The organism is Mesorhizobium sp. P2_F7 (assembly GCF_056403695.1).
In genome coordinates this window covers 161,813-187,203 of record NZ_JBFUFA010000001.1, presented here as the reverse complement: position 1 = coordinate 187,203, position 25,391 = coordinate 161,813, and the positions used below count along the sequence as shown (strand labels likewise).

At 61.4% G+C, this 25,391-nt stretch carries 29 protein-coding genes and 2 tRNA genes; 8 read left to right on the top strand and 23 right to left on the bottom strand.

Translation table 11 applies throughout. From position 1 onward, the window contains the following. Positions 1-2: 2 nt before the first annotated feature. From AC1DZ8_RS00875 to AC1DZ8_RS00840, 8 genes are all read right to left on the bottom strand, one after another. Positions 3-368 carry a response regulator gene (locus tag AC1DZ8_RS00875; RefSeq protein WP_140762002.1) on the bottom strand — a complete coding sequence of 122 codons (366 nt, stop codon included), beginning with the start codon at positions 366-368 and terminating at the stop codon, positions 3-5. Then, positions 365-3,019, bottom strand: a complete 2,655-nt coding sequence (locus AC1DZ8_RS00870; protein ID WP_477306728.1) for a GAF domain-containing protein — start codon at positions 3,017-3,019, stop codon at positions 365-367. The genes AC1DZ8_RS00875 and AC1DZ8_RS00870 overlap by 4 nt, the downstream gene beginning before the upstream one ends. After that, positions 2,985-3,590, bottom strand: a complete 606-nt coding sequence (locus AC1DZ8_RS00865) for an SCO family protein (RefSeq protein WP_477306726.1) — start codon at positions 3,588-3,590, stop codon at positions 2,985-2,987. The genes AC1DZ8_RS00870 and AC1DZ8_RS00865 overlap by 35 nt, the downstream gene beginning before the upstream one ends. After that, on the bottom strand, positions 3,587-3,835 hold the full coding sequence (locus tag AC1DZ8_RS00860) for a twin-arginine translocation signal domain-containing protein (protein ID WP_477306724.1): 249 nt from the start codon (positions 3,833-3,835) through the stop codon (positions 3,587-3,589). The genes AC1DZ8_RS00865 and AC1DZ8_RS00860 overlap by 4 nt, the downstream gene beginning before the upstream one ends. A 38-nt stretch (positions 3,836-3,873) precedes the next feature. After that, entirely contained in the window at positions 3,874-4,893 is a 1,020-nt protein-coding gene (locus AC1DZ8_RS00855) for an ABC transporter substrate-binding protein (RefSeq protein WP_477306722.1), read from the bottom strand. A 220-nt stretch (positions 4,894-5,113) separates the two neighbouring features. Then, positions 5,114-6,121, bottom strand: a complete 1,008-nt coding sequence (locus tag AC1DZ8_RS00850) for an ABC transporter substrate-binding protein (protein ID WP_477306720.1) — start codon at positions 6,119-6,121, stop codon at positions 5,114-5,116. Between the two features lie 45 nt (positions 6,122-6,166). Then, entirely contained in the window at positions 6,167-7,171 is a 1,005-nt protein-coding gene (locus AC1DZ8_RS00845) for an ABC transporter substrate-binding protein (protein WP_477306718.1), read from the bottom strand. A 29-nt stretch (positions 7,172-7,200) separates the two neighbouring features. Further along, complete coding sequence (locus tag AC1DZ8_RS00840; protein WP_477306716.1) at positions 7,201-8,214, bottom strand: ABC transporter substrate-binding protein; 1,014 nt, start codon at positions 8,212-8,214, stop codon at positions 7,201-7,203. Between the two features lie 600 nt (positions 8,215-8,814). Between AC1DZ8_RS00840 and AC1DZ8_RS00835 the strand changes: the two genes are divergently transcribed. The 4 genes from AC1DZ8_RS00835 (at position 8,815) to AC1DZ8_RS00820 (ending at position 13,194) form a co-directional block, all read left to right on the top strand. Continuing rightward, positions 8,815-10,392 carry an EAL domain-containing protein gene (locus tag AC1DZ8_RS00835; protein ID WP_477306714.1) on the top strand — a complete coding sequence of 526 codons (1,578 nt, stop codon included), beginning with the start codon at positions 8,815-8,817 and terminating at the stop codon, positions 10,390-10,392. A gap of 821 nt (positions 10,393-11,213) precedes the next feature. After that, positions 11,214-11,966, top strand: a complete 753-nt coding sequence (locus tag AC1DZ8_RS00830) for a hypothetical protein (protein WP_477306712.1) — start codon at positions 11,214-11,216, stop codon at positions 11,964-11,966. Further along, positions 11,966-12,202: a hypothetical protein gene (locus AC1DZ8_RS00825; protein ID WP_477306710.1), complete on the top strand. Its 237-nt coding sequence runs from the start codon at positions 11,966-11,968 to the stop codon at positions 12,200-12,202. Before AC1DZ8_RS00830 ends, AC1DZ8_RS00825 begins: the two co-directional genes overlap by 1 nt. After that, a complete protein-coding gene (locus AC1DZ8_RS00820; protein ID WP_477306708.1) occupies positions 12,202-13,194 on the top strand; it encodes a tyrosine-type recombinase/integrase in 993 nt (330 codons plus the stop codon). The genes AC1DZ8_RS00825 and AC1DZ8_RS00820 overlap by 1 nt, the downstream gene beginning before the upstream one ends. Before the next feature lie 155 nt (positions 13,195-13,349). On the opposite strand, the gene AC1DZ8_RS00815 is transcribed toward AC1DZ8_RS00820, so the two are convergent. From AC1DZ8_RS00815 to AC1DZ8_RS00770, 10 genes are all read right to left on the bottom strand, one after another. Further along, positions 13,350-13,425, bottom strand: a tRNA-Phe gene (locus AC1DZ8_RS00815). A 258-nt stretch (positions 13,426-13,683) separates the two neighbouring features. After that, entirely contained in the window at positions 13,684-13,875 is a 192-nt protein-coding gene (yacG, locus tag AC1DZ8_RS00810; RefSeq protein ID WP_477266539.1) for a DNA gyrase inhibitor YacG, read from the bottom strand. Continuing rightward, the gene (locus AC1DZ8_RS00805; protein ID WP_477279633.1) at positions 13,872-14,498 is read right to left on the bottom strand and encodes a Maf-like protein; all 627 of its coding nucleotides are present in this window, start codon (positions 14,496-14,498) and stop codon (positions 13,872-13,874) included. The genes yacG and AC1DZ8_RS00805 overlap by 4 nt, the downstream gene beginning before the upstream one ends. Before the next feature lie 19 nt (positions 14,499-14,517). Further along, positions 14,518-14,736, bottom strand: coding sequence for a translation initiation factor IF-1 (gene infA / locus AC1DZ8_RS00800; RefSeq protein WP_006329283.1), 219 nt, complete (start codon positions 14,734-14,736; stop codon positions 14,518-14,520). Positions 14,737-14,920: 184 nt separating this feature from the next. After that, positions 14,921-15,340, bottom strand: a complete 420-nt coding sequence (locus tag AC1DZ8_RS00795; protein WP_477400263.1) for an arsenate-mycothiol transferase ArsC — start codon at positions 15,338-15,340, stop codon at positions 14,921-14,923. 32 nt (positions 15,341-15,372) lie between these two features. After that, complete coding sequence (locus AC1DZ8_RS00790; protein WP_477306705.1) at positions 15,373-15,858, bottom strand: UPF0262 family protein; 486 nt, start codon at positions 15,856-15,858, stop codon at positions 15,373-15,375. 6 nt (positions 15,859-15,864) lie between these two features. After that, positions 15,865-17,157, bottom strand: coding sequence for a histidinol dehydrogenase (hisD, locus tag AC1DZ8_RS00785; protein ID WP_477306703.1), 1,293 nt, complete (start codon positions 17,155-17,157; stop codon positions 15,865-15,867). A gap of 9 nt (positions 17,158-17,166) precedes the next feature. Continuing rightward, on the bottom strand, positions 17,167-17,601 hold the full coding sequence (locus tag AC1DZ8_RS00780; protein WP_477306701.1) for a DUF2948 family protein: 435 nt from the start codon (positions 17,599-17,601) through the stop codon (positions 17,167-17,169). Between the two features lie 287 nt (positions 17,602-17,888). Further along, positions 17,889-19,181 carry a UDP-N-acetylglucosamine 1-carboxyvinyltransferase gene (murA, locus tag AC1DZ8_RS00775; RefSeq protein WP_477306699.1) on the bottom strand — a complete coding sequence of 431 codons (1,293 nt, stop codon included), beginning with the start codon at positions 19,179-19,181 and terminating at the stop codon, positions 17,889-17,891. Between the two features lie 141 nt (positions 19,182-19,322). Next, positions 19,323-19,517, bottom strand: a complete 195-nt coding sequence (locus tag AC1DZ8_RS00770) for a hypothetical protein (RefSeq protein WP_477306697.1) — start codon at positions 19,515-19,517, stop codon at positions 19,323-19,325. Between the two features lie 152 nt (positions 19,518-19,669). On the opposite strand from AC1DZ8_RS00770, the gene AC1DZ8_RS00765 reads away from it, so the two are divergent. Further along, a tRNA-Thr gene (locus AC1DZ8_RS00765) sits at positions 19,670-19,744 on the top strand. A gap of 151 nt (positions 19,745-19,895) precedes the next feature. Beyond that, the gene (locus AC1DZ8_RS00760) at positions 19,896-20,189 is read left to right on the top strand and encodes a GYD domain-containing protein (RefSeq protein WP_477279648.1); all 294 of its coding nucleotides are present in this window, start codon (positions 19,896-19,898) and stop codon (positions 20,187-20,189) included. A 179-nt stretch (positions 20,190-20,368) separates the two neighbouring features. Here the strand turns inward: AC1DZ8_RS00760 and AC1DZ8_RS00755 are convergent, their stop codons facing one another. Then, positions 20,369-20,926: an ester cyclase gene (locus tag AC1DZ8_RS00755; RefSeq protein WP_477306694.1), complete on the bottom strand. Its 558-nt coding sequence runs from the start codon at positions 20,924-20,926 to the stop codon at positions 20,369-20,371. A gap of 31 nt (positions 20,927-20,957) precedes the next feature. Continuing rightward, the gene (locus AC1DZ8_RS00750; RefSeq protein WP_477306692.1) at positions 20,958-21,584 is read right to left on the bottom strand and encodes an NADPH-dependent F420 reductase; all 627 of its coding nucleotides are present in this window, start codon (positions 21,582-21,584) and stop codon (positions 20,958-20,960) included. 132 nt (positions 21,585-21,716) lie between these two features. Between AC1DZ8_RS00750 and AC1DZ8_RS00745 the strand changes: the two genes are divergently transcribed. Further along, the gene (locus AC1DZ8_RS00745; RefSeq protein WP_477400262.1) at positions 21,717-22,640 is read left to right on the top strand and encodes a LysR family transcriptional regulator; all 924 of its coding nucleotides are present in this window, start codon (positions 21,717-21,719) and stop codon (positions 22,638-22,640) included. On the opposite strand, the gene AC1DZ8_RS00740 is transcribed toward AC1DZ8_RS00745, so the two are convergent. Beyond that, positions 22,576-23,040: a DUF6314 family protein gene (locus tag AC1DZ8_RS00740; RefSeq protein WP_477306688.1), complete on the bottom strand. Its 465-nt coding sequence runs from the start codon at positions 23,038-23,040 to the stop codon at positions 22,576-22,578. The genes AC1DZ8_RS00745 and AC1DZ8_RS00740 overlap by 65 nt on opposite strands. 388 nt (positions 23,041-23,428) lie before the next feature. Here AC1DZ8_RS00740 and AC1DZ8_RS00735 point away from each other — a divergent pair, with 388 nt between their 5' ends. Continuing rightward, positions 23,429-23,899, top strand: coding sequence for a hypothetical protein (locus tag AC1DZ8_RS00735; protein ID WP_477306686.1), 471 nt, complete (start codon positions 23,429-23,431; stop codon positions 23,897-23,899). A 172-nt stretch (positions 23,900-24,071) separates the two neighbouring features. On the opposite strand, the gene AC1DZ8_RS00730 is transcribed toward AC1DZ8_RS00735, so the two are convergent. Together AC1DZ8_RS00730 and AC1DZ8_RS00725 are read right to left on the bottom strand one after the other, a co-directional pair. Then, positions 24,072-24,467 (bottom strand): hypothetical protein, encoded by a 396-nt coding sequence (locus AC1DZ8_RS00730; protein ID WP_477306684.1) that lies wholly within the window; start codon positions 24,465-24,467, stop codon positions 24,072-24,074. Positions 24,468-24,590: 123 nt separating this feature from the next. Beyond that, positions 24,591-25,364 carry an SDR family NAD(P)-dependent oxidoreductase gene (locus AC1DZ8_RS00725; RefSeq protein WP_477306682.1) on the bottom strand — a complete coding sequence of 258 codons (774 nt, stop codon included), beginning with the start codon at positions 25,362-25,364 and terminating at the stop codon, positions 24,591-24,593. Between the last annotated feature and the right edge of the window lie 27 nt (positions 25,365-25,391).

The following is a 25,391-nucleotide window of genomic DNA, read 5'->3' as shown; positions in this document are numbered from 1 at the left end:
CCTCAAGAAAGGAACCCGCGAATCTCGGAAAGCAGCTGGCGCGGACTGAATGGCTTGGCAATATAGCCATCGCACCCGGCAGCAAGGGCTTTCGCTTCGTCGCCCGACAACGCGTAGGAGGTGACGGCGATAATCGGAATGTGCCGCAGCGCCGGATCGGCCTTGATGCGGCGGGCAGCTTCATATCCGTCGATCACCGGCAGCTGAATGTCCATGAGGATCAGGTCTGGCCTGTGCGCTCCGGCCGCAGCGATGCCGGCGGCGCCGTCCGCCGCCTCGATCAGTTCGTACTCGGTGGTGGCAATGAGATCGCGGATGATCTGGCGGTTGTCCTCGGTGTCTTCCACCATCAGGATTCGTTTGCTCATGCGGCCCTCATGTCCTCATTCACCCGGATTGGTACCTTGAGACGGAATGTCGCCCCTGACCCGATCACGGACTCGACGTCTATGGTTCCGCCATGCATTTCGACGATGCGCTTCGAGATCGCCAAGCCAAGACCTGTGCCACCCTTCTGCCTGGTGCTGCTATTGTCGACCTGTTGGAATTCTTCGAAGATGAGAGCCTGGTCCTTGGACGCGATGCCGGGACCGGTGTCTCGGACGGTGATCTCGAAGTGCCCGTCGACCGCATCGGCAAGAATGTCGACCGCACCCGTTTCGGTGAACTTGACGGCATTGCCTGCGAGATTGAGCAGGACCTGCGTCAAACGGCGTTCGTCCCCGCGGCCTATCGGAAGTTTCTCGGCAACAGTGGTTGAAAGCTCAAGACCCTTCGCTCGCGCCAGCGGCTCGACAGCCGCAACGGTCGATCGAACAATCTGCGCGACGGAGTAGTCCTCGATCGCCAGCGAGAGCTGGCCGGCTTCGATCTTGGAAAGGTCGAGTACGTCGTTGATCAGCCCGAGGAGGTGACGGCCGTTTGCCTGCACGCGCGCGACGGTCGTCTTTGCCCTGTCCGGGAGTTCGCCGTAGATGCCGTCGACCAGCAGTTCTGTGAAGCCCAAGACCGAATTGAGCGGTGTCCTGAGCTCGTGGCTCATATTCGCGAGGAACTGGGACTTATGGCGGCTAGCTGCCTCCAACTCCCGGCCTTTCTCCTCGATCTCGCGGAACAGCTTGGCATTCTGGATCGCGAGCACCGATTGGGCTGCGAAGGTCTCCAGCAGGTGGACAACTTGCTCATGGAAGGCACCTGGCTTGTGGCGCCTGACGACCAGTGCACCGACGATCTTGTTGGGCCTCAGCAGCGGAACGATCAGGATACCGCGATATCCGGCTTCGACGATCGTCTTTCTTACAAGGAAGGATGAGGTCTCCTGGCTGAGGTCAGGAAACTGCACCGGCATGCAGCGCCCGGGTGCGTCGCCGATCCCCATGTCGGCCAGCCCGATCGTCTGGTGTGAGACTGCGGCAATAAGCTCATCGCTCATACCGAAGTTCGCGCGCGGAAGGAATTGCTGCCGCGTGCTGCTGAACACGTAGATGGTGCCAGCATCCGTTTCTGACAACTGGACCGCTTTGGCGACGATCGTTTTCAGCACCGTGTCGAGATCCAGCGTCGAATTGACCGCCTTGCTCACCTCACCAAGCGCCTCGAGCTCACCGACAGACGCGGCAAGCTCGCGCGTCCGTGACTGCACCGCCTCGAAGAGCCGCGCATTCTCGATGGCGATCACGGCCTGGTCGGCGAATGTCTCGACAAGTGCGATCTCCTTGGGATTGAAGGGTTGCGGCTCAACCCTCGTCATGACGAATACGCCAATGAGATCACCTTCCCGCAAGAGCGGGGCAGCGAGGACGGTGCGGAATCCGCCTGCCTCAGCGATCAAAGCAACGCGGTAGTCCGGATCAGCGGTCACGTCTTCGATTTGCACGATCCGCCGTTCTTCGATTACGCGCCCTACGGCGGAGCCTCGGCCTGCGGCAAGCGCTGGAAATGGATTTGCGTCGACATAAGCACGGAAACTGGGGGGGTAGCCATGCGTCGATACATAGCGGAATACGCCATCCAGCAACTGCACGATACCACCCTTGTCGGCACGGCAGAGCCTGACAGCCGATTCCACCAACGTATCGAGCACGACCTGCAGATCGAAGGTAGAGCGGCTGATCACCTTCAGAACGTCTGCAGTGGCTGTCTGCTGCTGAAGTGCTTCGTCGAGCTGCTGGGTGCGCGTCTCAATCTCCTGATACAGGCGCCCCAGCTGGTCGGAGGTGTGGTTGACGTTAGCGGCGAGCACTCCAAGTTCGTCGCGATTGGCGACGGCAACGTGTTGGGCGAAGTCACCGGCCGCTATCTGGCTGAGACGCGTCTCGATCTTCTTGACCGGTTCGATCAACGACCAGGAGATGATGTAGCCGAGCCCCAGCGCCAGCAGAATGCTGCCCACCGCAAACGAGAACACGATCAGTCTGGACGTGCCGTACGCACCCTCGGTCGTTTCTATGGCTGCCACCATGTCGGCTTCGGCGATGTTGACCAGCTGGTTTGTCAGCCGTTCGAGGCGATCGGCCGACGGTATGATTTCATCAAGCTGAACCTTGCGCGCCTCCTCAGTGCGGCCGGCGTGGACGAGTTCGGCTACGTGCGTCACCCCGGCTGTCAGCCGTTCGTACTCTTGCCTGACCTGGCCAAGTACTTCCACCTCGGCTTTGGCGACGAACTCCATGCGGTCGAGGTCGTAGCCGAACTGATTGAGCTGGCGCAGCGCAGCATCCAGCATCCGGTCGTCCTGAAGCAACAGGGCGGTGGAGATGCCGTAGAGCTGGGTGGTCGTATCGTGCTGTACCTGGCGGTAGGCCGCGATCCTGCGCTGCAGCTTGATCAGTTCGTTGGTCTGATCATTGACCCCACTCAGCACCTGCAACCCGACGGCCCCGAGCACGATCAGCAGGCCGACGATCGACAGGAACGCGATCAAGAGCTTGGTCTGGACGCGCGCCGGCAGCCGGGCAACCCAGCCAACGAGCCGGTTCGCTATGCTATTTGGATTCGTCCAAGAGGCTGACAAGGTCATCCCGGAACTCCTCCAAGTCGAACCGGACGCCAAGATACTGTACTCGCAAGATGCCATTGGGGTCTACGAGCGACGTCAACAAGGTATGGTCGACCTCTCCGTTCGCCGCCTTCGTCGCGATGACCCCGTATTTCCGTCCCACCTCATGGACGACCGCCGGATCACCGGTAAGAAACGACCAGCCGTTATGATCGGCCCCAAAATTCTGCGCATATTCCTTCAAGACATCGGGCGTATCGCGCTCCGGGTCGACAGTGATCGAAACGAAGTCGATCTTCGATCCGAACGTAGAGCCCAGCTTCTCCTGCACGCTGGCCATATGGGCGGTCAGCATGGGGCAGACGTCGGTACAGTACGTATAGATGAAGGCGATGGCGACCACCTTGCCGCGGAAGTCGTGCAGCGACACGCGCTTGTGGTCCTGCGATATCAGCGTGAAATCCGGTGCAGCGCCCATCATCGGCAGGCGCTCGCTGTCTCCGGCGTGCGCTGACGCTTCGTGCGCAGAGGTGTGCGCAGGCTCAGCGACGAGGGCGAGGAGCAGCAACGCGCGCGTCGGCCAGCGGCTCACGTTTTCATCTCGCGCTTGAGCTCTTTAAGGAAACGCCAGTCGGTGCCGCGGTCCAGGACCTCCTGTGGCTCGGTGGCCGCATACATCGGCGATTGGCAGACCGAGACCTTAGTGAACACCTGCAACCGGACTTTCGTCGTCTCTGGCGCCGGCTCGGCGAGCGCCAGCCTCGGGGCTGCGACTAATCCCGCGGCACCCGCCGCGATGCCGGCCATGAAGCGGCGGCGATTCTGGATGATGTGCACGACGTTCTCCCCTTCAGCGGTCCTTCGCGCTGCGCCTTTCACGTCTTCAGTTCGCGCTTGATCTCTTCGAAGAAGCGGAAATCCGTCCCTTTGGCGATGATCTCCTGCGGGCTTGACTTGATCATGCCCGTCTCCAGGAGGCGCAGCGCGTAGAAGCGCACCGAGTCTTCAGCATCGTATTCCCGCCACTTGTCGTGCCCGGTGTTCTGCAGAGTGGTCAGCGCAACGTCGTAGCTCGGCAGAAAGCCTCGATCGACCACCGCGCGGGCGGCCGATTTCGGGTTCGACACGCAGAATTCGACAGCCTGGAGGATGGCCCGCAGCACGCGCTTGGTGGCGACCGGATACCTATCGACATAGTCGGTCCGGCCGGCGAGCATGCAACAAAAATACTGTGACCAGGGACGGTCGATAAGATTGCTGAAGACCGTGTGACCTACCTTCTTGTTCCGAACCTCGGAGTATTGGCTGGTGTCTACCAGGAAGGCATCGACCTTGCCGTCGATGAATTTCTGCATGAGCGAGCCGTTCTCCTGGACGCCTACTACCCACTCAACATCGTGGTTGGGATCGAGCCCGACATAGTTGATCAGCAGTTGGAGAAACACCTGCGGGTGGTCGTTCATCGCCCAGACCCCCACCCGCTTGCCCCTTAGGTCGGCAACGCTGTTGACGCGATCGTTCGCCCGCAACTCCCAGCAGCCGGAATGCACGCCGGCCAGGATCTTGACGGGCACCCCGGCCTCGACGCTGCGGATGTGCATCGGCGGCATGTTGAAGTCGAAGTCCGTCTCACCCGCTGCAATCCATTGGCTGTTGTCGAAGTACTTTTGATCACCTTGCACGTACTGCACGTCGGTCATGCCTCCGGCGCGGAGCAGTTCGCCAGCTAGGTAGAGCGACTCCCAGCAGTAGGCGCCTCCGACCCACCGCCCCAGCCGGACACTGGTCGTCTCGGGCTCCGGCTCGGCAAACGCCAATCTCGGGGTTGCGACAATACCCACGGTGCCGGCTGCCAGGCCGGCCATGAAGCCGCGGCGGTTCTGGATAATTGGCATGGGGTCACTCCTCCTTGTCAGCCTTTCAATACCCGCTTTCGCAAAGGGCGCGGAACGTCCTTGGCAGACGCACTGTCGTGGTCACCGGTGCCGGCTCGGCATGAGCCGATGTCGGCACGCTGACGAGGCCTGCGGCGCAGACCGCCGCTGGGCCGGCCATGAAACGGCGTCGATTCTGGATGCTCCGCATGTCACGCTTCCTCCCTGGGACAAAGCAGGCTCAGATTTTCAACTCACGCTTCAACTCCTCGATGAAGCGCCAGTCCGTTCCATCGGCGATGATCTGCTGTGGGCTCGACTTGATCATGCCCGTCTCGTGCATGCGCAGCGCGTAGAAGCGCATCGAGGCTTCAGCATCGTAGTCCCGCCAGACGTCGTACCGCGTGTCGCTCAGCGTTTGCAGCGCGATTTCGTAGCTGGGGACGAAACCTCGATCGACCATCTGCGCTGCACTCCATGCGGGATCCGAAATGCATAGGTCGGCGCCCTTGACGATGGCCCTTAGCACGCGCTTGGTCGCCACCGGGTATCTGTCCACGTAGTCCGCGGCGGCCGAAGTCATGCAGCAGAAGTACTGCGACCAAGGGCGGTCGAGGGTCGTGTTGAGGATCGTATGGCCGATTTTCTTGGCGCGCAGTTGCTGCGTCTCCGGCGGCGTGAAGAGATATGCATCGAACTTCCCGTCGGCGAAGGCTTCCACCGGCTTGCTTTCCTGGACCCAATCGATGTCGTTGACGGGGTCCAGTCCGATATAGGCGGCCATCAGGGCGACCAGCACGCGCGACGGCGCATCGATGTCGTGCATGCCCACCCGCTTGCCCTTGAGGTCCGGGATGCCTTGGATGCTGTCGTTGGCGATCAGCTCGAGGCACCCGGAGTGCAAGCCGCCAAGCACCCTGATTGGCACGCCGGCGTCGATCGACGCGACATGGACCGGCGCGTAATTCATGCTGAAATCCGTGTCGCCGCGTGCAATCCACACCGCCTGATCGACTTTCTCGTCGCCCTGCACGTAGCGGACGTCGGTGAAGCCCTCCGCTTTGAGGAGCTCTCCGGCCAGGTACATCCCCGCCCAGCAGTAGGCACCATCGATCCACCGCGGCAAGCGGACGGAGGTCGTTTCGGGGGGTGCCTCGGCCCAAGCGTCAGTCGTTGCGCCGATGAGACCTGCAGCGCCTGCTGCCGCAGCACCGGCCAGGAAGCGACGGCGGTTCTGGATGATCTGCATAAGCCTCTCCTTCCTCGATAGGGCGCGCGGCGTGTCGGCGATTGCCTACGTCTTCAACTCGTTCTTCAGTTCGTTGAGGAAACGCCAGTCGGTGCCCTGGGCCAAGAGCTTCTGGGGGGTACTCTTGAGCATCCCGACCTCGTGGAGGCGCAAGGCGTAGAAGCGCAGGGTGTCCTCAGCGCTATACTCACGCCAACCGTAGGGGATCGCCTTCATGACCTGGAGGGCATGGTCATAGCGCCTGGTATAGCCCTGCTCCACCAAGAACTGGGCGGATTGCTCCGGCTCGCTGGCGCAAAAATCCGCCGCTTTCAACATGGCGCGGAGGGCGCGTTTGGTGGCCACCGGATTCGTGCGGACGAACTCCCGGTTCCCAGCCAGCATGCAGCAGAAGTATTGCGACCAGGGCCGGTCCACGGTGCTGCTAATCACTACATGGCCGATCTGCTGCTCCCGCATCTCCTGCGGTTCGGGGGGAAAGCCCAGGTAGGCGTCGATCTTCCCCTCACTGAGGAGCCGGATGGACTCGGGGCCCGGATGCGTGACGAAGTGTATGTCCTTATGGAGGTCCAGGCCCACATACGCCGTCATAGCGGCGAGAAAGACGTATCGGGCGGAATCCAGCGACGGCACAGCCACCGTCTTCCCCTTGAGGTCGCGGATCGATTGCACGCCATCGGTGCTGAACAGCTCAAAGCAGCCGACGTGGAGTCCAGCCAGGATGACGGTGGGATCCCCAGCCTCCAGGTGGAGAAGGAGCGGGGCGGCGAAATGCGCACTGAGGTCGGCTTCACCAGAGGCGAGGGCCGGCGCGATGTCTGCGGTCCCCCTCTTTTGGAGGTAGTGCACCTCGGTGAACCCTTCGCTGCGCAGCAGTTCTTCGGCTACATACTGGGGGGCCTGACAGATGCTGGGAAGCCGGATGAGCCGGATCCGCGTCGTCTCTGGCGGTGGCTCTGCGGAGAGCGATTGCCGGACCCCAACGAGGCTCGCGGCGCCGGCTGCCGAAAGGCCGGCCAGGAAGCGCCGGCGGCTCTGGATGATTTGCATCTCCACGTCTCCCCTTGAGAAAAATGGGATCAGGTTTTCAGCTCATGCTTCAACTCGTCGAGAAAGCGCCAGTCCGTTCCGTTGGCGATGATCTGTTGCGGGCTCGATTTGATCATGCCCGTCTCCTGCATGCGCAGTGCGTAGAACCGCAAGGAGTCTTCTGGATCGAATTCCCGCCAGCGGTCGTACCGAATGTCCTTCAGAGTTTGGAGCGCGTAGTCATAGCTGGTCTCGAAATCGCGATCGACCATCTGCCGCGCCACCCCTTCCGGATCCGACACGCAGAGGTCGGCGGCCTTGAGGATGGATCGCAAGACCCGCTTGGTCGCCACCGGGTATCTTGTCACGTAGTCCGTCGTGGCCGAGATCATGCAGCAGAAATACTGTGACCATGGGCGGTCGACGGCATTGTTGAGGATTGTGTGGCCGATCTTCTTGGCGCGCAGCTCCTGCGGCTGGGGCGGCGTCCCGAGGAACGCGTCGATCTTCCCTTCGACGAAGAGTTCCGTCGGCTTGACGTCGTTAGTCAAGACCCATTGGATATCGTTCACTGGATCGAGCCCGACATAGGCGGACATGAGGGACAGCCACACGTGCCGCGAGTTGTTGAAACCGTTCACGCCCACTCTCTTGCCCCGCAGATCCGTGACGCTGCGAATGCTCTCCTTGGCGATCAGTTCGAGGCATCCGGAGTGCAACCCGGTCAGCACCTTGATCGGCGCGCCGGCGGCGATCGACGCGACCTGGTTCGGCGCAAAGTTCACGGAGAAATCGGTCTCACCGCGTGCGATCCACACCGATTGGTTGACGCTTTTGTCGCCTTCTACGTAGCGGACATCGGTAAGACCCTCGGCGCGCATCAGTTCTCCGGCGATGTACGCACCTGCCCAACAGTAGGAACTACCGACCCACAGCGGCAGACGAACCGTGGTCGTTTCCAACGGGGGTTCCGCGTGGAGTGACCCTGGAAGACCGACGATACCGGCAGCGCCTGCCATTGCAGCGCCGGCCAGGAATCGGCGGCGGGTATGCATGATCTGCATCCGTACGCTCCACTTCCGAATCGCAAACGGCACTTCTGGCCGGAACCGAGCAAAAGAGGTTTCGGCGGAGGCAGATGGTCCATGGGCGCAACTAGTAGTTGTGGAACCTAGCGCGCCTAATCCAATGCGAGAGTCTTGCGCTCTCAGTCGCTGGCTCATGTATTAGCAACAGACGATATGCCACGATACGCCCAATTTGCGTAGGTAGCGAGCGCAAAACGTTCCGCCAGCACCTCGCTGTCAGGGGAGACTGTTTGCGCGGTTGCGAATGGTCACTTCGATTGCGGCTATTCCGAATGATCGACGCAAAGGTCTGCATCGGGTCAGCTTCAGAGCATGATCCCACCGGCGGAACGTCCGCTATCGTTCTTCGGACGCCAAAAGCCGTCATTCCGCTTCCGGCCCAAAGCTGTCGGTCAGCGATGCTCTCTCATGTCGGACATTGAGACCAGCGTCGCTGTGCGCTCAAAAACGGACCCTCGCGCCGGACTCCGGAACGCAAATCGAAAACGTGCCCCAGGCTGGCTCGCTGAATTTAGCTATTTGTTTTCTGTATTCTTAAGCTTGTTGGCGCAGACTTACGGCGGGAGGTCGGTATCGATGCACCCAAGAAGCGTCATTTTTGTCGCCGTGGGACTTGGATTACTCGGTACCGCGGTCCCGATAGCAGGCGCGGTCTATCTCTCGTGGCAAGCAGCCGTGGCAGATGACACGGAACGGCTGAGCCAACTCGCCGATCAGGCGATCGATAGAACCGTTTTCATGTTCAATCAGGCGACCCAGGTGCTTCGTACCATAAGTGCCTCCGGATACATTCCGTGCTCCTCCGACCACATCGCCGAGATGCGCCGCCTTACCATGAACGCACGAGCCGTCGACGAAATCGGATATTTCGAAGCGGGCAAACTTCGCTGCACGTCCTGGGGGCCGACGACTGTCGACGTCGCCCTGGAGCCAGGAACCTTCAGAACCAAAGGTGATATCGAGGTCACGACAGACATGAGTCCACGTGTCACCCGTGGCAAACGGATGATGGCTGTCCAACTCGGCAGCTACAACGTGCTGGTCGACCCGATGCGCATGTTCGATGTCATCGGCGACCCACAGGTCAAGCTGGCCGTGGCTCATGAGAGCGGAAACCTTGTTGTTGCTGATGATGACGCGGGTAGGAACCTTTTCGATCAGGCGCGCCAATCTTCATTCGGCGATGACTTTATCGTAGCCTACGCAAAGCACGGCGAATGGCAGGCTGCAGCGGCGCTGCCCCGCGCCCAGACGCGCCGGCATCTCTGGCGCGAACTCCTGTTTATGCTGCCCATCGGTGCAGGAATGGCGGCGATCATAGTGGGGATTGTCGTCTATTTCTCACGCAAGCGTTTGTCCCCTGAAGGTGAACTTGCACTCGCAGTCGCGAATAGGGAGTTTGTGGTCCAATACCAGCCAATTCTGGAGCTCAAGACTGGTGCCTGCACCGGAGCCGAAGCATTGGTGCGGTGGCGACGTCCCGACGGCTCAATGGTGCGGCCAGACCTGTTCATTCCACTCGCCGAAGAAACAGGTCTGATTCTTCCGATCACAGATCAGGTCATCGCCAGTGTCATCGCCGATTTTGGCGTCGCACTGATAGAGAACCGTGACCTCCATATCGCAATCAACTTTGCCGCTGTGGACATGAAGACGGGGCGCGTTCTTGATGTGCTGCAGTCGGCAATGACTGGGACAGGTATCGAACCGTCGCAGATTTGGCTTGAGGCAACCGAGAGGGGATGCCTCGATTTGGAGCCTACCGTTCATACGATCACTCGAGCCAGAGCGCTTGGTCACGCAGTCGCGATCGACGATTTCGGCACGGGGTATTCGAGCCTCCAGTACCTTGCCAAGCTTCCCCTCGACGCCCTTAAGATCGACAAATCGTTCGTTGATACGATCGGCAAAGACACGGCTACGAGCGCAGTCACGCTACACATTATCGAAATGGCGAAAGCGCTCAACCTGCTGATTGTGGCCGAGGGCATAGAGACGAAGGAGCAACTCGACTACCTGGTCGAGCACGAGGTTGGTTACGGACAGGGCTGGCTCTTCTCGAAACCGGTCTCTGCCCTCGATTTTATAGACTATTTCAACCGCAGGAAGCCGCGTCGCACCCCTATTCCAACCTTGGTCCACTCAGCAGCCTAGATTGAAGGCCGCGCTCGCAGGAGCGCCCATGATCAGCAGGCGCCTGATTTTGGCCGACGGCTTGGTGATGCAAGACTTGAACGCATCGCGTGATCCAGACATAAAGCGAGGGCGAGACGAGGGGCTTGCGGGCAGGATCTTGTCGGACTTTTCCAAAATGGCATGAACGACGAGACTATGCTGCTCATCGCGTCGGCGTGCCGAAATAGCCTGTCATGATTGTTTGTTCTCTCCGAAGGGTTCAACCTACCCAGAGGGAAATAATTTAAGCGATATCGTCATGTGGAAGGCCTGCCCGAGAGGCCAAAGCCGCCAGCGCCGAGACCAGCAGCGCCTGCCTTGCCAGTTGATCGTCACCGCTTGAGCGCAAGCACGGATGGCAACCGACCGCGAGGTAAAGCAATGAGGGGGGCGGGTCAAAAGTCGGAAAGGCCGGTCGCGCCCGGACCCGCATCCCCCTCATTCAGGGATTTTTTAATCAGCGGACCGATTTTTGGAGCCGATTTCGCCGTAGCCATCGGTGGCAGCCATGAGTAAATCGATAGAAAACAATGGCTTATCGGTTTCATTTGGCGATGAAACCACTCAAAACGCACCATTTTTGACCCTTACCGAACGAATACTTTTATCTAGCCCGGAACTGCCCGGGATGCCCGAACCGGCAACAGAGGAATTTCCGCTTTTATCGGGTCCGCAAATTTGCAGACCCACCCCCTGCCGGTATATCGGCAGGGGGTATTAGTGAGTAACGCACAGTCGAAAATTGACATTGGCGGATTAATGAGCGATACACAGTCGGAACCATCGAGTGACCTGTGCAAATGGCCGCAACCCTGACCGAATTGACCGACTGCCTCGCTGCGACCCTCAACTACCCATTGCCAACCGCCAGGCTGATATCCCGCCTTGGAAGAGAGCAGGAAATTCTCACCCACGGAGGCCGTGGCCGGAGTGTGCCAAAGGCTACTTCGGTCGATGCTGCGAATCTGCTCATAGCGCTGATGGTATGCCCGACGCCGGCGCGCGCGCCGGAATTCATGCGGGATTTCGGATCGCTGCAGCTCGGTGTGCCGATGATGACCTTCGGCAAGAAGGCAGGGACTGCCGTCAGGAAGAGATTTCAGGAAGGAATGACATTTCGAGACGCGATCGGCGCCGCGCTGGATCTCCTTGGTTCGCCCGACTTTGCGGCTGACTTTCAGCTGGAGGAATGGGTTGGCAAAGAGCGGCCCGGCGACGATCCCAAAATTGCGCCCGTCATAGACGTCACGATCATAGACACGTTTGTGGAGGCCGAGATTTCCATAGACGACAGTCATTTCCATTTCGTGCAGCCGTGGTTGATGACGGCACATAGCATCATAGGAGCTGGGGAGGAGGGGCAGGAAGTATCGACGCAAGCAGCTCGCGATAATCTCCTGGAAGCATCAACTGCAACTCAGCGATATCAAAGCCCGATCCGGTCGACGAGGACAGTAGAGGTCGGGCCGCTGCTACCAGTGGCCGAATTGCTCCATGGCCACAGTTTCGTGTCGTTACTGAATGAGCGGTTCGACCGGGAGGTGGCTTCCTGATGGCAAGCGCAACGCTCAACATCAAGGTTTCCCCGCGACGCATGCTCGGCGCGCGAGAGGCCGCCGAGTACTGCGGAATTGCGCCAAAGCGATTCCCTGCCGAGTGCGGCGTCACGCCCGTTGCCATGCCTAGCGGCGAGCGGCGCTATGACATGCGTGACCTTGACGCTTGGCTGGACAGCCTGAAATCCGGCGACACAAGCGGTGATGACGAACTAATCGGAAAGCTCGACTAATGGCAATCGTCCGCGTCAAGGGTTTTGCCATCTGGCGCGACCGCAAGCCGCCATTCAAATGGCGCTGCCGGCATCGCAAGAGCGGCACCATGATCGACATCGACAAGTTCCCGATCGGAACGCTTTCATTCATGGCCGAATGCGCGCGCATTGTCGCGCTCGGCAACAAGGGCGATGATCCAAAGCCAGGGACGCTCGGCCAGCTGATCGCGCGCTATCGTGCCAGCGTTTTTTTTACTGACCTTATGGCACGCACAAGGGCCGACTATCAGCGCTGCTTCGACTACCTGCAGCCGATTGCCGATACGATGCTCGACCGCTTCACGCCGCCGCTGGTCGTGAAGATCCGCGACAAGGCTGCAGCGAAGCATGGCCGCCGATTTGGCAACTACGTCAAGACGGTGCTGGCTCTGACCTTCGCCTGGGGCGTAGAGCGCGGCTATCTCAAGATCAACCCGGCAATGAAGATCAAGGGCATCCGCCGGCCGCGCGACATGGCCGACGCGAACAGGCCTTGGACAGACGCCGAACGCGATGCCGTCGCCGCCGCGCTGCCGGCGCATATGCGGCTGCCGGTGGCTCTGATGATGTTCTGTGGTCTCGATCCGCAGGACGCGCTTAAGATTCCGCCGACGGCCGTCGCTGACGGCATGATCGACGCCAAGCGCGGCAAGACCGGCGAGGCGATGTGGTTTCCGCTTCCGGCCCCGGTCGTCGACGCGCTGGCGGTGGCGCCGAAGCATGACACCATGACGCTGTGCGCCAACAGCAGGGGCAGGCCGTGGACGCCATCGGGCTTCCGGGCATCGTGGCGGCCGATTCGGCAAGAGCTGGAACGGGCCAGCGCAATTAAGCCTGGGCTCACACTAAAAGGCCTGCGGCACACCGTGGCGACGATCCTGGCCGAGATGGGCTACGACGAGCGCACGATTGCCGACATGCTCGGCCAGATGACGATCGAGATGGCGCGGCACTACTCCAAGCGCCGATAAGAGCCGGAAGATGTCGGCGGTTGTCACCAGTTTCGACGCCGAAGTGAACAGGCGGAGAACGAAAACTGTCAAACCCGCCTGAGAAAAACGTCAAACCGGATTGCGCCGACACCATGACTAGAGCCGAAAAACTAAATGAAAACAATCGGGTAGGATGGTGCCCAGAGGCGGATTCGAACCACCGACACGCGGATTTTCAGTCCGCTGCTCTACCAACTGAGCTATCTGGGCCTCGCCGGCAAACGAAATATCGTTGGCCGGATTTCAGGAAGGCGCCGTGGGCGCCCCTTGAAAGCGGGTGGGTTATAGCACGGGAATCCGGCCTGTCCAGCGCCTAAGCACCGATTTTCCGGGGCAATTGTCGCGGATACATGACGGGGTTCGATCGGCGTCGGCAAAGCAGCAATTGCGCCGGTCGGCAAAGTGAAATTGTCGCGGTCGGCGCCGACCTGCATCCGCCTGCCGGCCGCAATGCCGCCGCCCAAATCCCTATTTCGGCTCGTCGCTGTCGTCCTCGTCATCCCTTGCGGTGATGACATAGGCGCCTTTCAGCCAGCGGTTGAGGTCGATGTCTTTGCAGCGCTTCGAGCAGAAGGGATAGGTCTCGCGCGCCGATGGCTTGCCGCATTCGGGGCAGGGGCGCTTCGGGCGCAGCGGCGTGACCTTGTCGTCCAGGCTCATGGCCGCGCGGTGTGCCAGTTGGTGTGGATCTTGAAGCCTTCGCCCGAAAGCAGCGCCACCGTCTCGTAGAGCGGCAGGCCGACGATGTTGGTGTAGGAGCCGACCAGCTTGACGACGAAGGAGCCGGCGAGACCCTGTACGGCATAGCCGCCGGCCTTGCCACGCCATTCGCCCGACGCGACATAGGCGTCGATCTCCTCGCGCGGCAGCCGCTTGAAGCGAACCCGGCTCTCCACCAGCCTTTGGCGCAGTTTGCCGCCCGGTGTGATCAGGCAGATGCCGGAATAGACCCGGTGCGAACGGCCGGACAGGAGCCCAAGGCAATTTGCGGCATCGTCCAGCGTCTCGGCTTTGGGCAGGATGCGGCGCCCGACGGCAACCACCGTATCGGCGGCCAGCACGAAGCCCGGCGCATAGTCTTCCTCGCTCTTCAGCGAGGCGAACGCTTTCTCGGCTTTTTCCTTCGACAGCCGCTTGGCCAGCGAGCGCGGATGTTCGGCGCGCAGTGGCGTCTCGTCGACATCGGCCGGCAAGATGCGATCGGGCTCGATGCCGGCCTGTTGCAGCAATTCGATCCGGCGCGGCGAACCCGAGGCAAGCACCAGCTTCTGCAAACTGCTCATCTCTGGTTCCGGCAGGCTGTTACTTGAAACGGTAGGTGATGCGGCCCTTGGTCAGGTCATAGGGCGTCATCTCGACCAGGACCTTGTCGCCGGTCAAAACGCGGATGCGGTTCTTGCGCATGCGGCCGGCCGTATGGGCGATGATCTCGTGTTCGTTTTCGAGCTTCACCCGGAACATCGCGTTGGGCAACAATTCCGTCACGATACCCGGAAACTCGAGGACTTCTTCCTTCGGCATTCGATACCTTTGCTTGGATTGCAGTTCCGGCGTCCTGGAGCGCCCAGGCCGGAATTTCGGCGGAACCTATATGATAATCGTGCGCTTGTGAACACGCTTAGATCGCGTCATATGCGACGCGATCTAAGCTTTTGTTTATGCATGTCGTTGTCTCAAAACCGAGACCACATTTGAGCGACATGCATTAATCCGCCGCGTTTTTTGCTTCTGGAAGCAAAAAACGTCTCGATATCCGCGCTTTCAGCCGTTCGCGCACGTCGCGATAGCTTGCCATGATCTGCTCGCGCCGGCCGCCGGCGTCGGTCGGGTCGGGCATCGGCCAGTATTCGACCTCGACGGCAAGCGAGCGGGTGAGTTCGAGCGCGGCATGGTGGGCTTCGGGCGCCAGCGTGACGATCAGGTCGAAATAGTCGTCCTCGAGATCGTCCATGGCGCGCGGCTGGCGCTCGCCCAGCGTCAGCCCTTCTTCGGCCAGCACCGCATCGACGAACGGGTCGCGCTCGCCTTTGTGCACGCCGGCCGAGGCGACGAAGGTGGCCGGCGGCAGCATGCGCCGCGCCAGTTGTTCGGCCATCGGCGAGCGCACGGCGTTCATACCGCACAAAAACAGGATCGAATGCGGCGCCGAAGCCAGGTCTAACCCCGCCAGTGCAGCACGCAGACCAGCGTGAACAGCCGCCGCGCCGTGTCGAAGTCAATGTCGATCTTGCCGGCCAGCCGGTCCATCAGCGTCTGCGAGCCTTCATTGTGCAGGCCGCGCCGGCCCATGTCGATCGCCTCGATATGGCTCGGCGTCGAGGAGCGGATGGCGTCGTAGTAGCTTTCGCAGATCAGATAGTAGTCCTTGACGATGCGCCTGAGCGGCGTCAGCGACAGGATGTGGGTGACGACGGCCGCACCATCCTCGCGGGCGACCGCAAACACCAGCCGGGATTCGGCCAGCGACAGCTTCAGCCGGTAAGGCCCAATGCCGTCATCATTGACCGGCTGAAAACTGTTTTCCTCGATCAGGTCGAAGATCGCCACCGCGCGCTCATGTTCGACGTCGGGCGTCGAACGGCCGATCGATTCGTCGAGTTCGACGTCGATCAGTCTTGCGCGGGTTGGATCGCCGTCCGCCATCGCCGCCTACATGTTCAGCCGGATGGTGACGGAGCGACCATGCGCGTCGAGCCCTTCCGCCTTGGCCAGCGCGATCGCCGCCGGCGCAAGTGCTCTCAGCTGCTCCGGCCCGAGCTTCAGGATCGAGGTGCGCTTGACGAAATCGAGCACCGACAGGCCCGACGAGAAACGCGCGGAGCGCGCCGTCGGCAGCACATGGTTGGAGCCGCCGACATAGTCGCCGATGACTTCGGGCGTATGCCGTCCGAGAAATACCGCGCCTGCATTGCGCATCCTGGCCAGGAAACCCTCGGCGTCGTCGATTGCCAACTCGACATGCTCGGCGGCGATGCGGTCGACCAGCGGCAGCGAGGCGTCGATTGTGTCCACCAGGATCACCGCACCGAAATCGCGCCAGCTGGCTGCAGCCGTCTCAGCACGAGGCAAGCTCTGCAACTGCCGCTCGACCGCCTGTTCGACGGCTTTGCCAAACGCGGGATCGTCGGTGATCAGGATCGATTGCGCCGACACGTCATGCTCGGCCTGGGCGAGCAGGTCGGCGGCGATCCAGTCGGGATCGTTGCTCCCGTCCGCCACCACCAGCACTTCCGACGGGCCGGCGATCATGTCGATGCCGACCGTGCCGAACACCTGGCGCTTGGCCGCGGCAACATAGGCATTGCCTGGCCCGACGATCTTGGCGACCGGCTTTATTGTTTCGGTGCCATGGGCAAGCGCTGCGATCGCCTGTGCGCCGCCGACACGGTAGATTTCCGAGACCCCAGCCATGTCGGCCGCCACCAGCACCAGCGGGTTGATGATGCCGCCCGGCGCCGGCACCACGATGACGATGCGCTCGACGCCGGCCACCTTCGCCGGGACGGCATTCATCAGCACCGAGCTTGGATAGCTTGCCGTGCCGCCTGGCACATAGAGCCCGACCGCCTCGATCGCCGTCCAGCGTGATCCCAATTCGACGCCGGCGGCATCTGTATAGCGATCGTCCTTGGGCATTTGCCGTTCGTGATGGGATCGGATGCGGTCACGAGCGAATTTCAGCGCCTCGACCGTCTGCGGATCGGCTTGCTTGTAGGCCTGCGCGATGTCGTCCTTCGACACGGCGATACCGAGGGTATTGAGGTCGGCCTTGTCGAATTTCAGCGTATAGTCGATCAGTGCCGCGTCGCCTTCGGCGCGCACCCGCGCAATGATGGCGCGCACGGCGGTGTCGACGTCCTCCGAGACTTCCCGCTTGGTGGTCAGGAAGGCGGCGAAGCGCTGCTCGAAACCGGCATCGGACTGGCGGAGCGTGATGGCCATCGGCAGCGTCTAGCCCCTGTGCACCGGACGCGACGTGGCTTCCCAGGCGCCGCCTATGTCGGCAAGCCGCGCCTCGATGCACTCGACGTCGAGCATGATCGTGCCGCCGCCTGAAAAGACCAGCTCGACGATGCCGGCCGGCTTGCTGATCTCGACAAAGCTGACCGCCAAGAGCGAGAGCACCTCGGCCGGCCGGTCCCGGGCGATGCCGTTGGTCTTGGCGCCGAGCACGCGGTCGAAATGCAGCACTGCCTGGCGCCGCTCATTGTGCTGGCTGAACAGCCCGGACTTCGCCTCCCAGACGAAACGGTTCATGGTCAGCAGGAACCGCTTGGCCGATGGCAAATATTCGAGGTCGGAGACCTTCATCACGGCGTCCTGGACGTGGGCCGAGACAATGCTCAGATCCTGATCGTCGAGCGCGATGAGTTTGAGGGCTGCCATGCGGATTTTGTGCCTAAGGTTGGTTTGAAGCCTTCTGTTAGGCGGTCTTGGCGATCCGTGCAACCGTTGGCGAAGCTGCTGATCTCCCCCCTTGCGGGGGAGATGCCCGGCAGGGCAGAGGGGGGTGGGAAGGATCGCCAACGTTTCGAGTTAGCCTGTTCCGCAGGAGAACTCGCGCGAGGGCGCTGCACCGACTGGCGACAGGCCGGCGGGACAGCACCCCCCTCTGTCCTGCCGGACATCTCCCCCGCAAGGGGGGAGATTAGCCGTCACCACAGAAGCAATCCTTAAGCCGAAATCCGCTCGATCACCGCGCCGCAGTTGGACAGCTTTTCTTCCAGCCGCTCAAAACCGCGGTCGAGGTGGTAGACGCGGTTGACCGTGGTCTCGCCTTCGGCCGCGAGACCGGCGATCACCAGCGACACCGAGGCGCGCAGGTCGGTCGCCATGACAGGTGCGCCCTTCAGCCTGGCGACGCCGTCGACGATCGCCGTCTGGCCGGAAAGCGTGATGTGGGCGCCGAGCCGGGCCAGTTCCTGCACATGCATGAAGCGGTTTTCAAAAATGGTCTCGGTGATGCGCGACTTGCCCTTGGCCATGGTCATCAGCCCCATGAACTGCGCCTGCAGGTCGGTCGGGAAGGCCGGGAAGGGCGCCGTCGTCACGTCGACCGGCGCAATGCCGGCGCCGTTGCGGCGTACACGAATGCCGGAATTGGTCGGGGTGATCTCGGCGCCGGTCTGGGCAATGACGTCAAGCGCGGTCTGCAGCAGCTCGGGGCGAGCGCCTTCCAGCACCACGTCGCCACCGGTCATGGCGACAGCCATGGCGTAGGTGCCGGTCTCGATGCGGTCGGGAATGACGCGCACGCGCGCGCCCGACAGCGATTCGACACCATCGATGGTGATGGTCGGCGTGCCGGCGCCGGAGATCTTGGCGCCCATGGCGTTGAGGCAGTCGGCGAGGTTGACGATTTCGGGCTCGCAGGCAGCGTTCTCCAGCACCGTCTCGCCCTTGGCCAGCGACGCCGCCATCATCAAGACATGGGTGGCGCCGACCGAGACTTTCGGGAAGATATAGCGGTTGCCGACAAGGCGGCCATTCCTGGTCTTGGCCAGCACATAGCCGGTGTCGACATCGATGTCGGCGCCCAGCGCCTGCAGGCCTTCGAGGAACAGATCGACCGGCCGCGTGCCGATGGCGCAACCGCCGGGCAGCGACACTTTGGCTTCGCCCATGCGGGCCAGCAGCGGGCCGATCACCCAGAACGACGCCCGCATCTTCGACACCAGCTCGTAAGGCGCTGTCGTGTCGACGATGTTGCGGGCCGAGAAATTGATGGTGCGCGAATAGCCCTCATTCTGCTTTTCGCGACGGCCGTTGACCGAATAGTCGACGCCGTGATTGCCTAGGATGCGGATCAGCTGCTCGACATCGGCCAGATGCGGCACGTTTTCCAGCGTCAGCGTGTCGTCGGTGAGCAGCGATGCGATCATCAGCGGCAGGGCCGCGTTTTTCGCGCCCGAAATCGGAATGCTTCCGGCGAGCTTGTTGCCGCCGACAATTCTGATGCGATCCATGAGAGAATGTCCCCTCGGCCCGAAAGGCCGGTTTTCGTCCGTTTGCGTATCGGCCCGTCTAGACCATTGGCCGGCTTGGTTCAAGAAATAGGATTTCTTGCCCCTTTGGCCAAGGTGGAGGGCCAGTGTGGCTGCTTTCGGTCAGTCCTTGTGCATTTTTTCAGCAGCCGCCAGGCCTTCCGGCCGCTGGTCAGGGTCACCGTTGCGCCGCGACCGCGCCTGCGCCTTGCGCCTCATCAGATTGGCGCGCAACTGCTCGGCCAGCCGGTCTTTGCGGTCCGTGCCGCCTTTTGTTGCCGGATCGGCCTTTTTCGGTGGAATTGTCTTGTCGTTCATCGTCCCGTCCCGCCCGCGACTGGCGGGTCTGCCGTTCCAAGGGGATAGCTAGCACTGTGGAGCCGCCATGTCAGCGAAACTTGTCCGGCAAAAGGCTTTCACAGATGCCTTGCGCTTACCGGTTCGATATGGCAGAAGCCCCGCCATCAGCGGCTGCGGTAGCTCAGTGGTAGAGCACTCCCTTGGTAAGGGAGAGGTCGAGAGTTCAATCCTCTCTCGCAGCACCAGCCTATCTCCTTGAAGTCATTGAAGCCCTTGATTTGCAAGGCATCGCCTTCCTTGCCCAAGTGGTTCGCGCACCTAACTCATGGTATCGTAATACCGGGAGACGGCGGACGCGCCGTGAGTGCCCGCCCGTTCCCACCATGGGAGGAACAAATGGCCTACTACGTATTGCTGTCAAATTTCACAGATCAAGGTATCAAGGGCATAAAGGATACGCAGAAGCGTGCTGAGGCCTTCAAGGCGATGGCCAGCAAGAGCGGCATCAAGGTTCACACCCTGTTGTGGACGCTTGGTCAACATGATGTTGTGGCGATTGCCGAAGCCGACGACGACATTGCTGCGACCGCACTAGCCTTGTCGATCGCATCGCTGGGCAACATCAGAACTCAGACACTGAGAGCGTTCGACGCGGCGGATATGGCCAAGATAATGGCAAAGATGGCCTGACCGCCCCTGTACTGCCTTGCGCAGACGATTGAAGCCGACCGCTGAGCCGAACGGCGGCAGGCCGGTCTGTTTTCCATCAAGCGAAACCCCGGCACAGCCGGGGTTTCTTGGGAGACGATCAACTCGACGCATGGGGCCGCACACTTCCGGCCCGATCTACGACATCATGACCTCGTGATCTACTTCCCGAGACCAAGCTGGTTCATCAGGTCCTCGTTGTCCCAGAACAGCCATTCGTGATCCATCGTGCCGTCCTTCCAGTGGCCGATGGTCACCATGCCGAGCGCATAGCGTTTGCCGGTGGGCTGAATGGCGCCGCCATCGGGCGTCGGCATCGGCTTGGTGAAGGTGCCGGTCATCACGCCTTGCGCGCTGGTCCAGGTTCCCGAGCCGAAGCGGATCGGATGCTCGTGGATCGCGGTATCGGGCGCCCATACGAACAGGGTCTTGAGGTCGGCTATGTGCTTGTCGATGCCTTTGGTCTCATGGCCATCGGGCCATGTCACCACGATGTCCTTGGAATGGCTTTCGCCCAGGCGATCCCATTTCTGGTTCGAGAACACATCGAAATCGAGCGTATCGAAAATCTTGAGGTTGTTCTCGACCTCGGGCGCCTGCACTTCCGGCGCAGGAGCCGGCGTAGCCGGGTTTTCCCAAAGTGTATCTGCGAATGCGCCGGTGGCGAGAAGGCCGGTCACGGCAAGGGCGAGAGCGGATTTGACGATGAAGTTGTTCATGGTGGTTCTCCCTGCTGGTTCGCGGTGAGGGTCAGGCGGCGGCGACGAAGGTCGGCGAAATCGCCGTGCCTAGGCCCGCGCCATAGGCCAGGTAGATGTTGAGGCCAGCCAGCGGCTCGAGGTAGCGAGCGTTTTTCAACGGACCGGCATCGACCACCGAGAAGCCCATGGATGTCGCGAGCTTGGTGACGGTGGTCTTGGCATCCGCGTCGTCCGAGGCCAGGAAAACGGTAGCCTTGCCGCCGTTGGGAAGAGCAGCCCCGGCATCGAGCAGCTGCGCGAAGATCGTGTTGAAGCCCTTGACCAGCCGCACGCCGGGAACCGCTGTGGCGATTTCTTCGGCGCTCGACGTCGAATGGCCGATGGTCAGGCCCATATAGTCCGATGTCAGCGGGTTGGTGATGTCGACGACGATCTTGCCGTCGAGCTTGCCGGCGGCCTTGAGGGCGGCAACGGCGTCGCCGGCCCCGGTTGCCAGGATGATCACCTCGGCGTCGCCGAGTTTGGCTGGGTCGACCGCAGCCGCGCCATACGTCTTGGCAAGGGTCTCGGCCGAGGCCGCATTGCGGCTGGAAACAGTGATGGAATGGCCCGCTTTGGCAAGCTGCTTGACGAAGGACGAGCCCATATTGCCCGATCCGATAACCGCGACTTTCATGATGACGTCTCTCAATCTGAGTGTTGAACCGGCGCCACCAATGGCGCCTGGGTGATGTGGTATTCAACTTGAAGATCGAGATAAATGGCGATAAATTAAGTAGATTGTTACAATATATGGAACAATGGTGCGATGGATCTGATCCGGGCGATGCAGGTCTACGTGGCTGTGGTGGAGGCACGAAGCCTCGTCGCCGCCGCCGCCAAGCTGGACACCTCGAACGCCGCCGTCTCCCGCCATGTCGCCGCCCTGGAAGACCATCTCGGCACAAGGCTGCTGAACCGCACGACGCGCCGCCTGTCCATGACCGATGCCGGCCAGGAGTTCTTCGGCCGGGCGCAGCAAATCCTGAGCGATGTCGCCGAAGCCGAAGCGATCGCCGGCGAAAGCGCTACGTCACCGTCCGGCCTGTTGCGGATCAGCGCGCCGCTTTCCTTCGGCATCATCACGCTTTCGAAATGGCTGCCGGGGTTCATTGTCCGCCACCCGGATCTGCGCCTCGACGTCGACCTGACCGACCGGATGGTCGATCTCGCCACCGAGGGCGTCGACGTCGCCCTGCGCATCGGGCTGCAAYCGGCAACGACCAATGTCATCTCCAGGCGGCTGGCAGCCGTTGCCATGGTGATTTGTGCTTCCCCGGACTATCTCAAGCGGCACGGCTGCCCCGCTGTGCCTTCCGATCTCACGCACCACCAAACGCTTAGCTACTCCTATCTGTCGACGGGTGAGAGCTGGAACCTGGTCGACCGGCAAGGCCAGGCAACATCGGTGCGCATCAATCCAATCGTTCGCGCCAACAACGGCGATGTCCTGCGAGAGCTTGCCGTTCAGGGCCTCGCCATCGTCCTGGGCCCGGCATTCATCGTCGAGGATGATATTGCCACCGGCCGACTGGTGCCGATCCTGGAGGGCTGGAGCATGACGGGCTTCAGCCTCTACGCAATCTATCTCAGCCGGAAATTCCTGCCTGCGAAGGTCCGGATCTTTATCAATTACCTGGAAGAGGTTTCGCGCCCCGAACATCCCCGCCATCAAGGCGACGAAACCGGCTGAGGCTCGCGTAATTCTTGCGCGGACCCTTGACCCGCCAGGCCTCGGCCCATTCGTCGCGGCTGCGAAACCAGAAGCGCCCAGCATAGCTATCGGCGCCGCAAAGATGATGGACGATCTGTGTTGCCTTCGGCTCGAGTTCGATGAAGTCGCTGCCGTCGGCACGAAGAATCGCGATCGAATGCTCGCGCAACTCGAGCCGGTATGTCCTGCTCGCCGGCATGGCGTGAGCGCCGGTTTGCATGATGCCGCGCTCGGCGAATGCATCACCGGTCACGACGGCGTTGCCGGTGAAACTGTATGTCGCACCGGCAAGGAAATCGATCATCGTGCGGCGGACCGTCCAGTCGCCGGCAAGGCCGTCGGCGATGCTCAGCCACGGCCCGGCTGCATCTTCGGTCAAATAGATGCGATCCACATTATACCCGCAACAATACAGCGCTTCGCTTCGTGTCATGGATAACATTAAAGGCCCGACAGCGTCGGGGCAAAAGCCATTCGACCGTGGCACCTATCAGGGCCATAAAACTGGCGGCTGGCTTGGTTTCATGACGTGCGTTCGCTCGTGTCTTCTCTCCAGACCGTGCGGCCGAAAAGTTCTTGCTCTGAAGTGAACAAATTCACAGTGTTGAAGCAACATTTCTGTGTAGCAATCGCGATCGGCAAAACATCATTGCCGATGCTCTCGAATTTATTGATGTCTTGCGCAACGATCTTAAAGGGACAGGGAGGGTGGAATGGCTAAGAATTGGGAGTTGAGAATTACGCGTACCGGTGAGCAGACCAGAGGCGTGAAGCGCAGAACAGTCGGCAAATACGAAGTCTTTCATGACGGCGTCAAAGTCGCCGGTCTTTCCGGCGTGACTGCCGAAACGAAAGGCCCGGGCGACAACGGCACTGCCGGCAACAATCGTTGTGTCGAGGCCGGCACCTACAATCTGTTCACGCAAGCCGGCGCCAAATATGTGACGATCGGCTATACGTCGAATGTCAATCCGGCTGCGCTGAAGCGTCCCGGCCTGCTGCTGCTGCCGACCGGCAAACGGGTCGGCATCCTGATGCATCCGGGCCGTGGCTTCCTGTCTTCGATCGGCTGCATCAACCCGGCGACCAAGCTTGCGATCGCTACGGACGACATCAACTTCGTCGACAGCCGCAAACGCGTCATTGCCATCATCGACGACATGAAGGCGTTTCTTGGCGCGTCCTTCCCGGGCAGCAACGGCGTCAAGATCCCGAACGCCACGATCGTGATCAAGTAGGAACACCGCGCCGGCGAGGCCGCCGGCGGAGGTGCGATCATGTCCGAGCTCCGGCATTTCCGACCTCGGGCGCGTCGCGCCGGAGGCCATTGCAAGCCGAGACGAGCGGCCCAACGGCCTCGGCGACGCGTGGCCATTTCACCATCCTGACAAAAACGCGCAGACCGCCGTGTTACGGTGCTGATGGTGCTTGCCGCACCACATTGCGTGAAGAGGAGATAGTGTCACGTCCAGGATCAATCGCCGCGCCTTGCTGTTTCAATCCGGTGGCGCCGTTGTCACGTCGACCATTGTGGCGAGAGCCGCCGTCGCAAAGCCATCGCCACAGCAATCGTCCAGCCACCTGCAAGGGCTGATCGAAACACACCAGGCCGCTTACGTCACGTTCGGCAAGGTCGTTCGCGACGTGCGCGCTGGCCGCTCCGACCACGAAAGAGCGAGCCGGGATGAGGAGAAGGCCTTGCTGGCCATCTGCGCTTATCCCGCGGTTGAAGGAGGCGACCGCCTGGCCAAGGCTCGATATCTCCTGGAGATAGAGGCACGCGGCGAACTTGACCTTCCGGTTCATATGCAGACGCTTCTGCGTTCGACGATGCCGAAGAGATAGAGCCGGAGCGAAAGCCACTTGCCACCTGTGGGTCTGGCCGTATTCGCCAATGGCGCCATCCATTTCGGCCGGCACACTGGACGCTCACGCCACCGACCAGCCCCCATCGACCAGTATGTTGGCGCCGGTGATCAGCGACGCCGCCGGCGAGGCCAGGAACACCACGGTTCCGGTGACATCGATCGGGTCGCCGATACGGCCGAGCGGGATGTGGCCCAGCACGTGCGCGTGGAACTCCGGCTCGGCCAGCGAGGGCCGCGTGCCGTCGGTCCAGATGAAGGTCGGCGCCACGCTGTTGACGGCGATGCCGTGCTGCGCCCATTCGGCGGCCAGGCAGCGGGTCAGATGGTTTATCGCCGCCTTGCTCATACAGTAGATGGCTTCGCCCTTCAGCGTCACCGTGCCGGCCTGCGAACTGATGTTGATGATGCGCCCGCCTTTCTGCGCGATCATCAGCTTGGCCACCGCCTGGGTGGTGAAGAACGTGCCCTTGAGGTTGACGTTGACCGTCAGGTCGAAATCGTCCTCGGTGACGTTCTCGGCCAGGTTTTCCGGCCCGAGCCCGACATTGTTGACCAGAACGTCAATGCGGCCGAAGGCGGCGTGCGCCTCCGCGACACCAGCCCGCACCGTGGCGAGATCGGTCGCATCCATATGCACGGCCAGCGCCCGCCGGCCGATGCGCTCGATCTCGGCGACAAGCTCTGCCCCGTCGGCCTTGCTGCGCACGCCGACAATCATGTCGGCGCCGGAGCCGGCGCAGGCGAGTGCGCAGGCGCGCCCGATGCCGCGCGAGGCGCCGGTGACCAGCGCCACCTTGCCGGCCAGATCGAATTTCGGCGTGTAATCCGTTGTCATCGCAAACCTCCCTTAAGAACCGCCGGG

Bases quoted from the DNA above. Each gene is read 5' to 3' on its own strand.
- AC1DZ8_RS00750 (WP_477306692.1), bottom strand. From the start codon at position 21,584: ATGAAAGTCGCGGTTATCGGATCGGGCAATATGGGCTCGTCCTTCGTC.
- AC1DZ8_RS00830 (WP_477306712.1), top strand. From the start codon at position 11,214: ATGGCCGCAACCCTGACCGAATTGACCGACTGCCTCGCTGCGACCCTC.
- AC1DZ8_RS00725 (WP_477306682.1), bottom strand. From the start codon at position 25,364: ATGACAACGGATTACACGCCGAAATTCGATCTGGCCGGCAAGGTGGCG.
- infA (WP_006329283.1), bottom strand. From the start codon at position 14,736: ATGCCGAAGGAAGAAGTCCTCGAGTTTCCGGGTATCGTGACGGAATTG.
- AC1DZ8_RS00805 (WP_477279633.1), bottom strand. From the start codon at position 14,498: ATGAGCAGTTTGCAGAAGCTGGTGCTTGCCTCGGGTTCGCCGCGCCGG.
- AC1DZ8_RS00755 (WP_477306694.1), bottom strand. From the start codon at position 20,926: ATGAACAACTTCATCGTCAAATCCGCTCTCGCCCTTGCCGTGACCGGC.
- yacG (WP_477266539.1), bottom strand. From the start codon at position 13,875: ATGAGCCTGGACGACAAGGTCACGCCGCTGCGCCCGAAGCGCCCCTGC.
- AC1DZ8_RS00855 (WP_477306722.1), bottom strand. From the start codon at position 4,893: ATGCCAATTATCCAGAACCGCCGCGGCTTCATGGCCGGCCTGGCAGCC.
- AC1DZ8_RS00730 (WP_477306684.1), bottom strand. From the start codon at position 24,467: ATGAACCGGAAGGTCAAGTTCGCCGCGTGCCTCTATCTCCAGGAGATA.
- AC1DZ8_RS00845 (WP_477306718.1), bottom strand. From the start codon at position 7,171: ATGCAAATCATCCAGAGCCGCCGGCGCTTCCTGGCCGGCCTTTCGGCA.
- AC1DZ8_RS00850 (WP_477306720.1), bottom strand. From the start codon at position 6,121: ATGCAGATCATCCAGAACCGCCGTCGCTTCCTGGCCGGTGCTGCGGCA.
- AC1DZ8_RS00770 (WP_477306697.1), bottom strand. From the start codon at position 19,517: ATGAACGACAAGACAATTCCACCGAAAAAGGCCGATCCGGCAACAAAA.
- AC1DZ8_RS00835 (WP_477306714.1), top strand. From the start codon at position 8,815: ATGCACCCAAGAAGCGTCATTTTTGTCGCCGTGGGACTTGGATTACTC.
- AC1DZ8_RS00840 (WP_477306716.1), bottom strand. From the start codon at position 8,214: ATGCAGATCATGCATACCCGCCGCCGATTCCTGGCCGGCGCTGCAATG.
- AC1DZ8_RS00790 (WP_477306705.1), bottom strand. From the start codon at position 15,858: ATGGCGGACGGCGATCCAACCCGCGCAAGACTGATCGACGTCGAACTC.
- murA (WP_477306699.1), bottom strand. From the start codon at position 19,181: ATGGATCGCATCAGAATTGTCGGCGGCAACAAGCTCGCCGGAAGCATT.
- AC1DZ8_RS00870 (WP_477306728.1), bottom strand. From the start codon at position 3,019: ATGACCTTGTCAGCCTCTTGGACGAATCCAAATAGCATAGCGAACCGG.
- hisD (WP_477306703.1), bottom strand. From the start codon at position 17,157: ATGGCCATCACGCTCCGCCAGTCCGATGCCGGTTTCGAGCAGCGCTTC.
- AC1DZ8_RS00825 (WP_477306710.1), top strand. From the start codon at position 11,966: ATGGCAAGCGCAACGCTCAACATCAAGGTTTCCCCGCGACGCATGCTC.
- AC1DZ8_RS00760 (WP_477279648.1), top strand. From the start codon at position 19,896: ATGGCCTACTACGTATTGCTGTCAAATTTCACAGATCAAGGTATCAAG.
- AC1DZ8_RS00780 (WP_477306701.1), bottom strand. From the start codon at position 17,601: ATGGCAGCCCTCAAACTCATCGCGCTCGACGATCAGGATCTGAGCATT.
- AC1DZ8_RS00875 (WP_140762002.1), bottom strand. From the start codon at position 368: ATGAGCAAACGAATCCTGATGGTGGAAGACACCGAGGACAACCGCCAG.
- AC1DZ8_RS00820 (WP_477306708.1), top strand. From the start codon at position 12,202: ATGGCAATCGTCCGCGTCAAGGGTTTTGCCATCTGGCGCGACCGCAAG.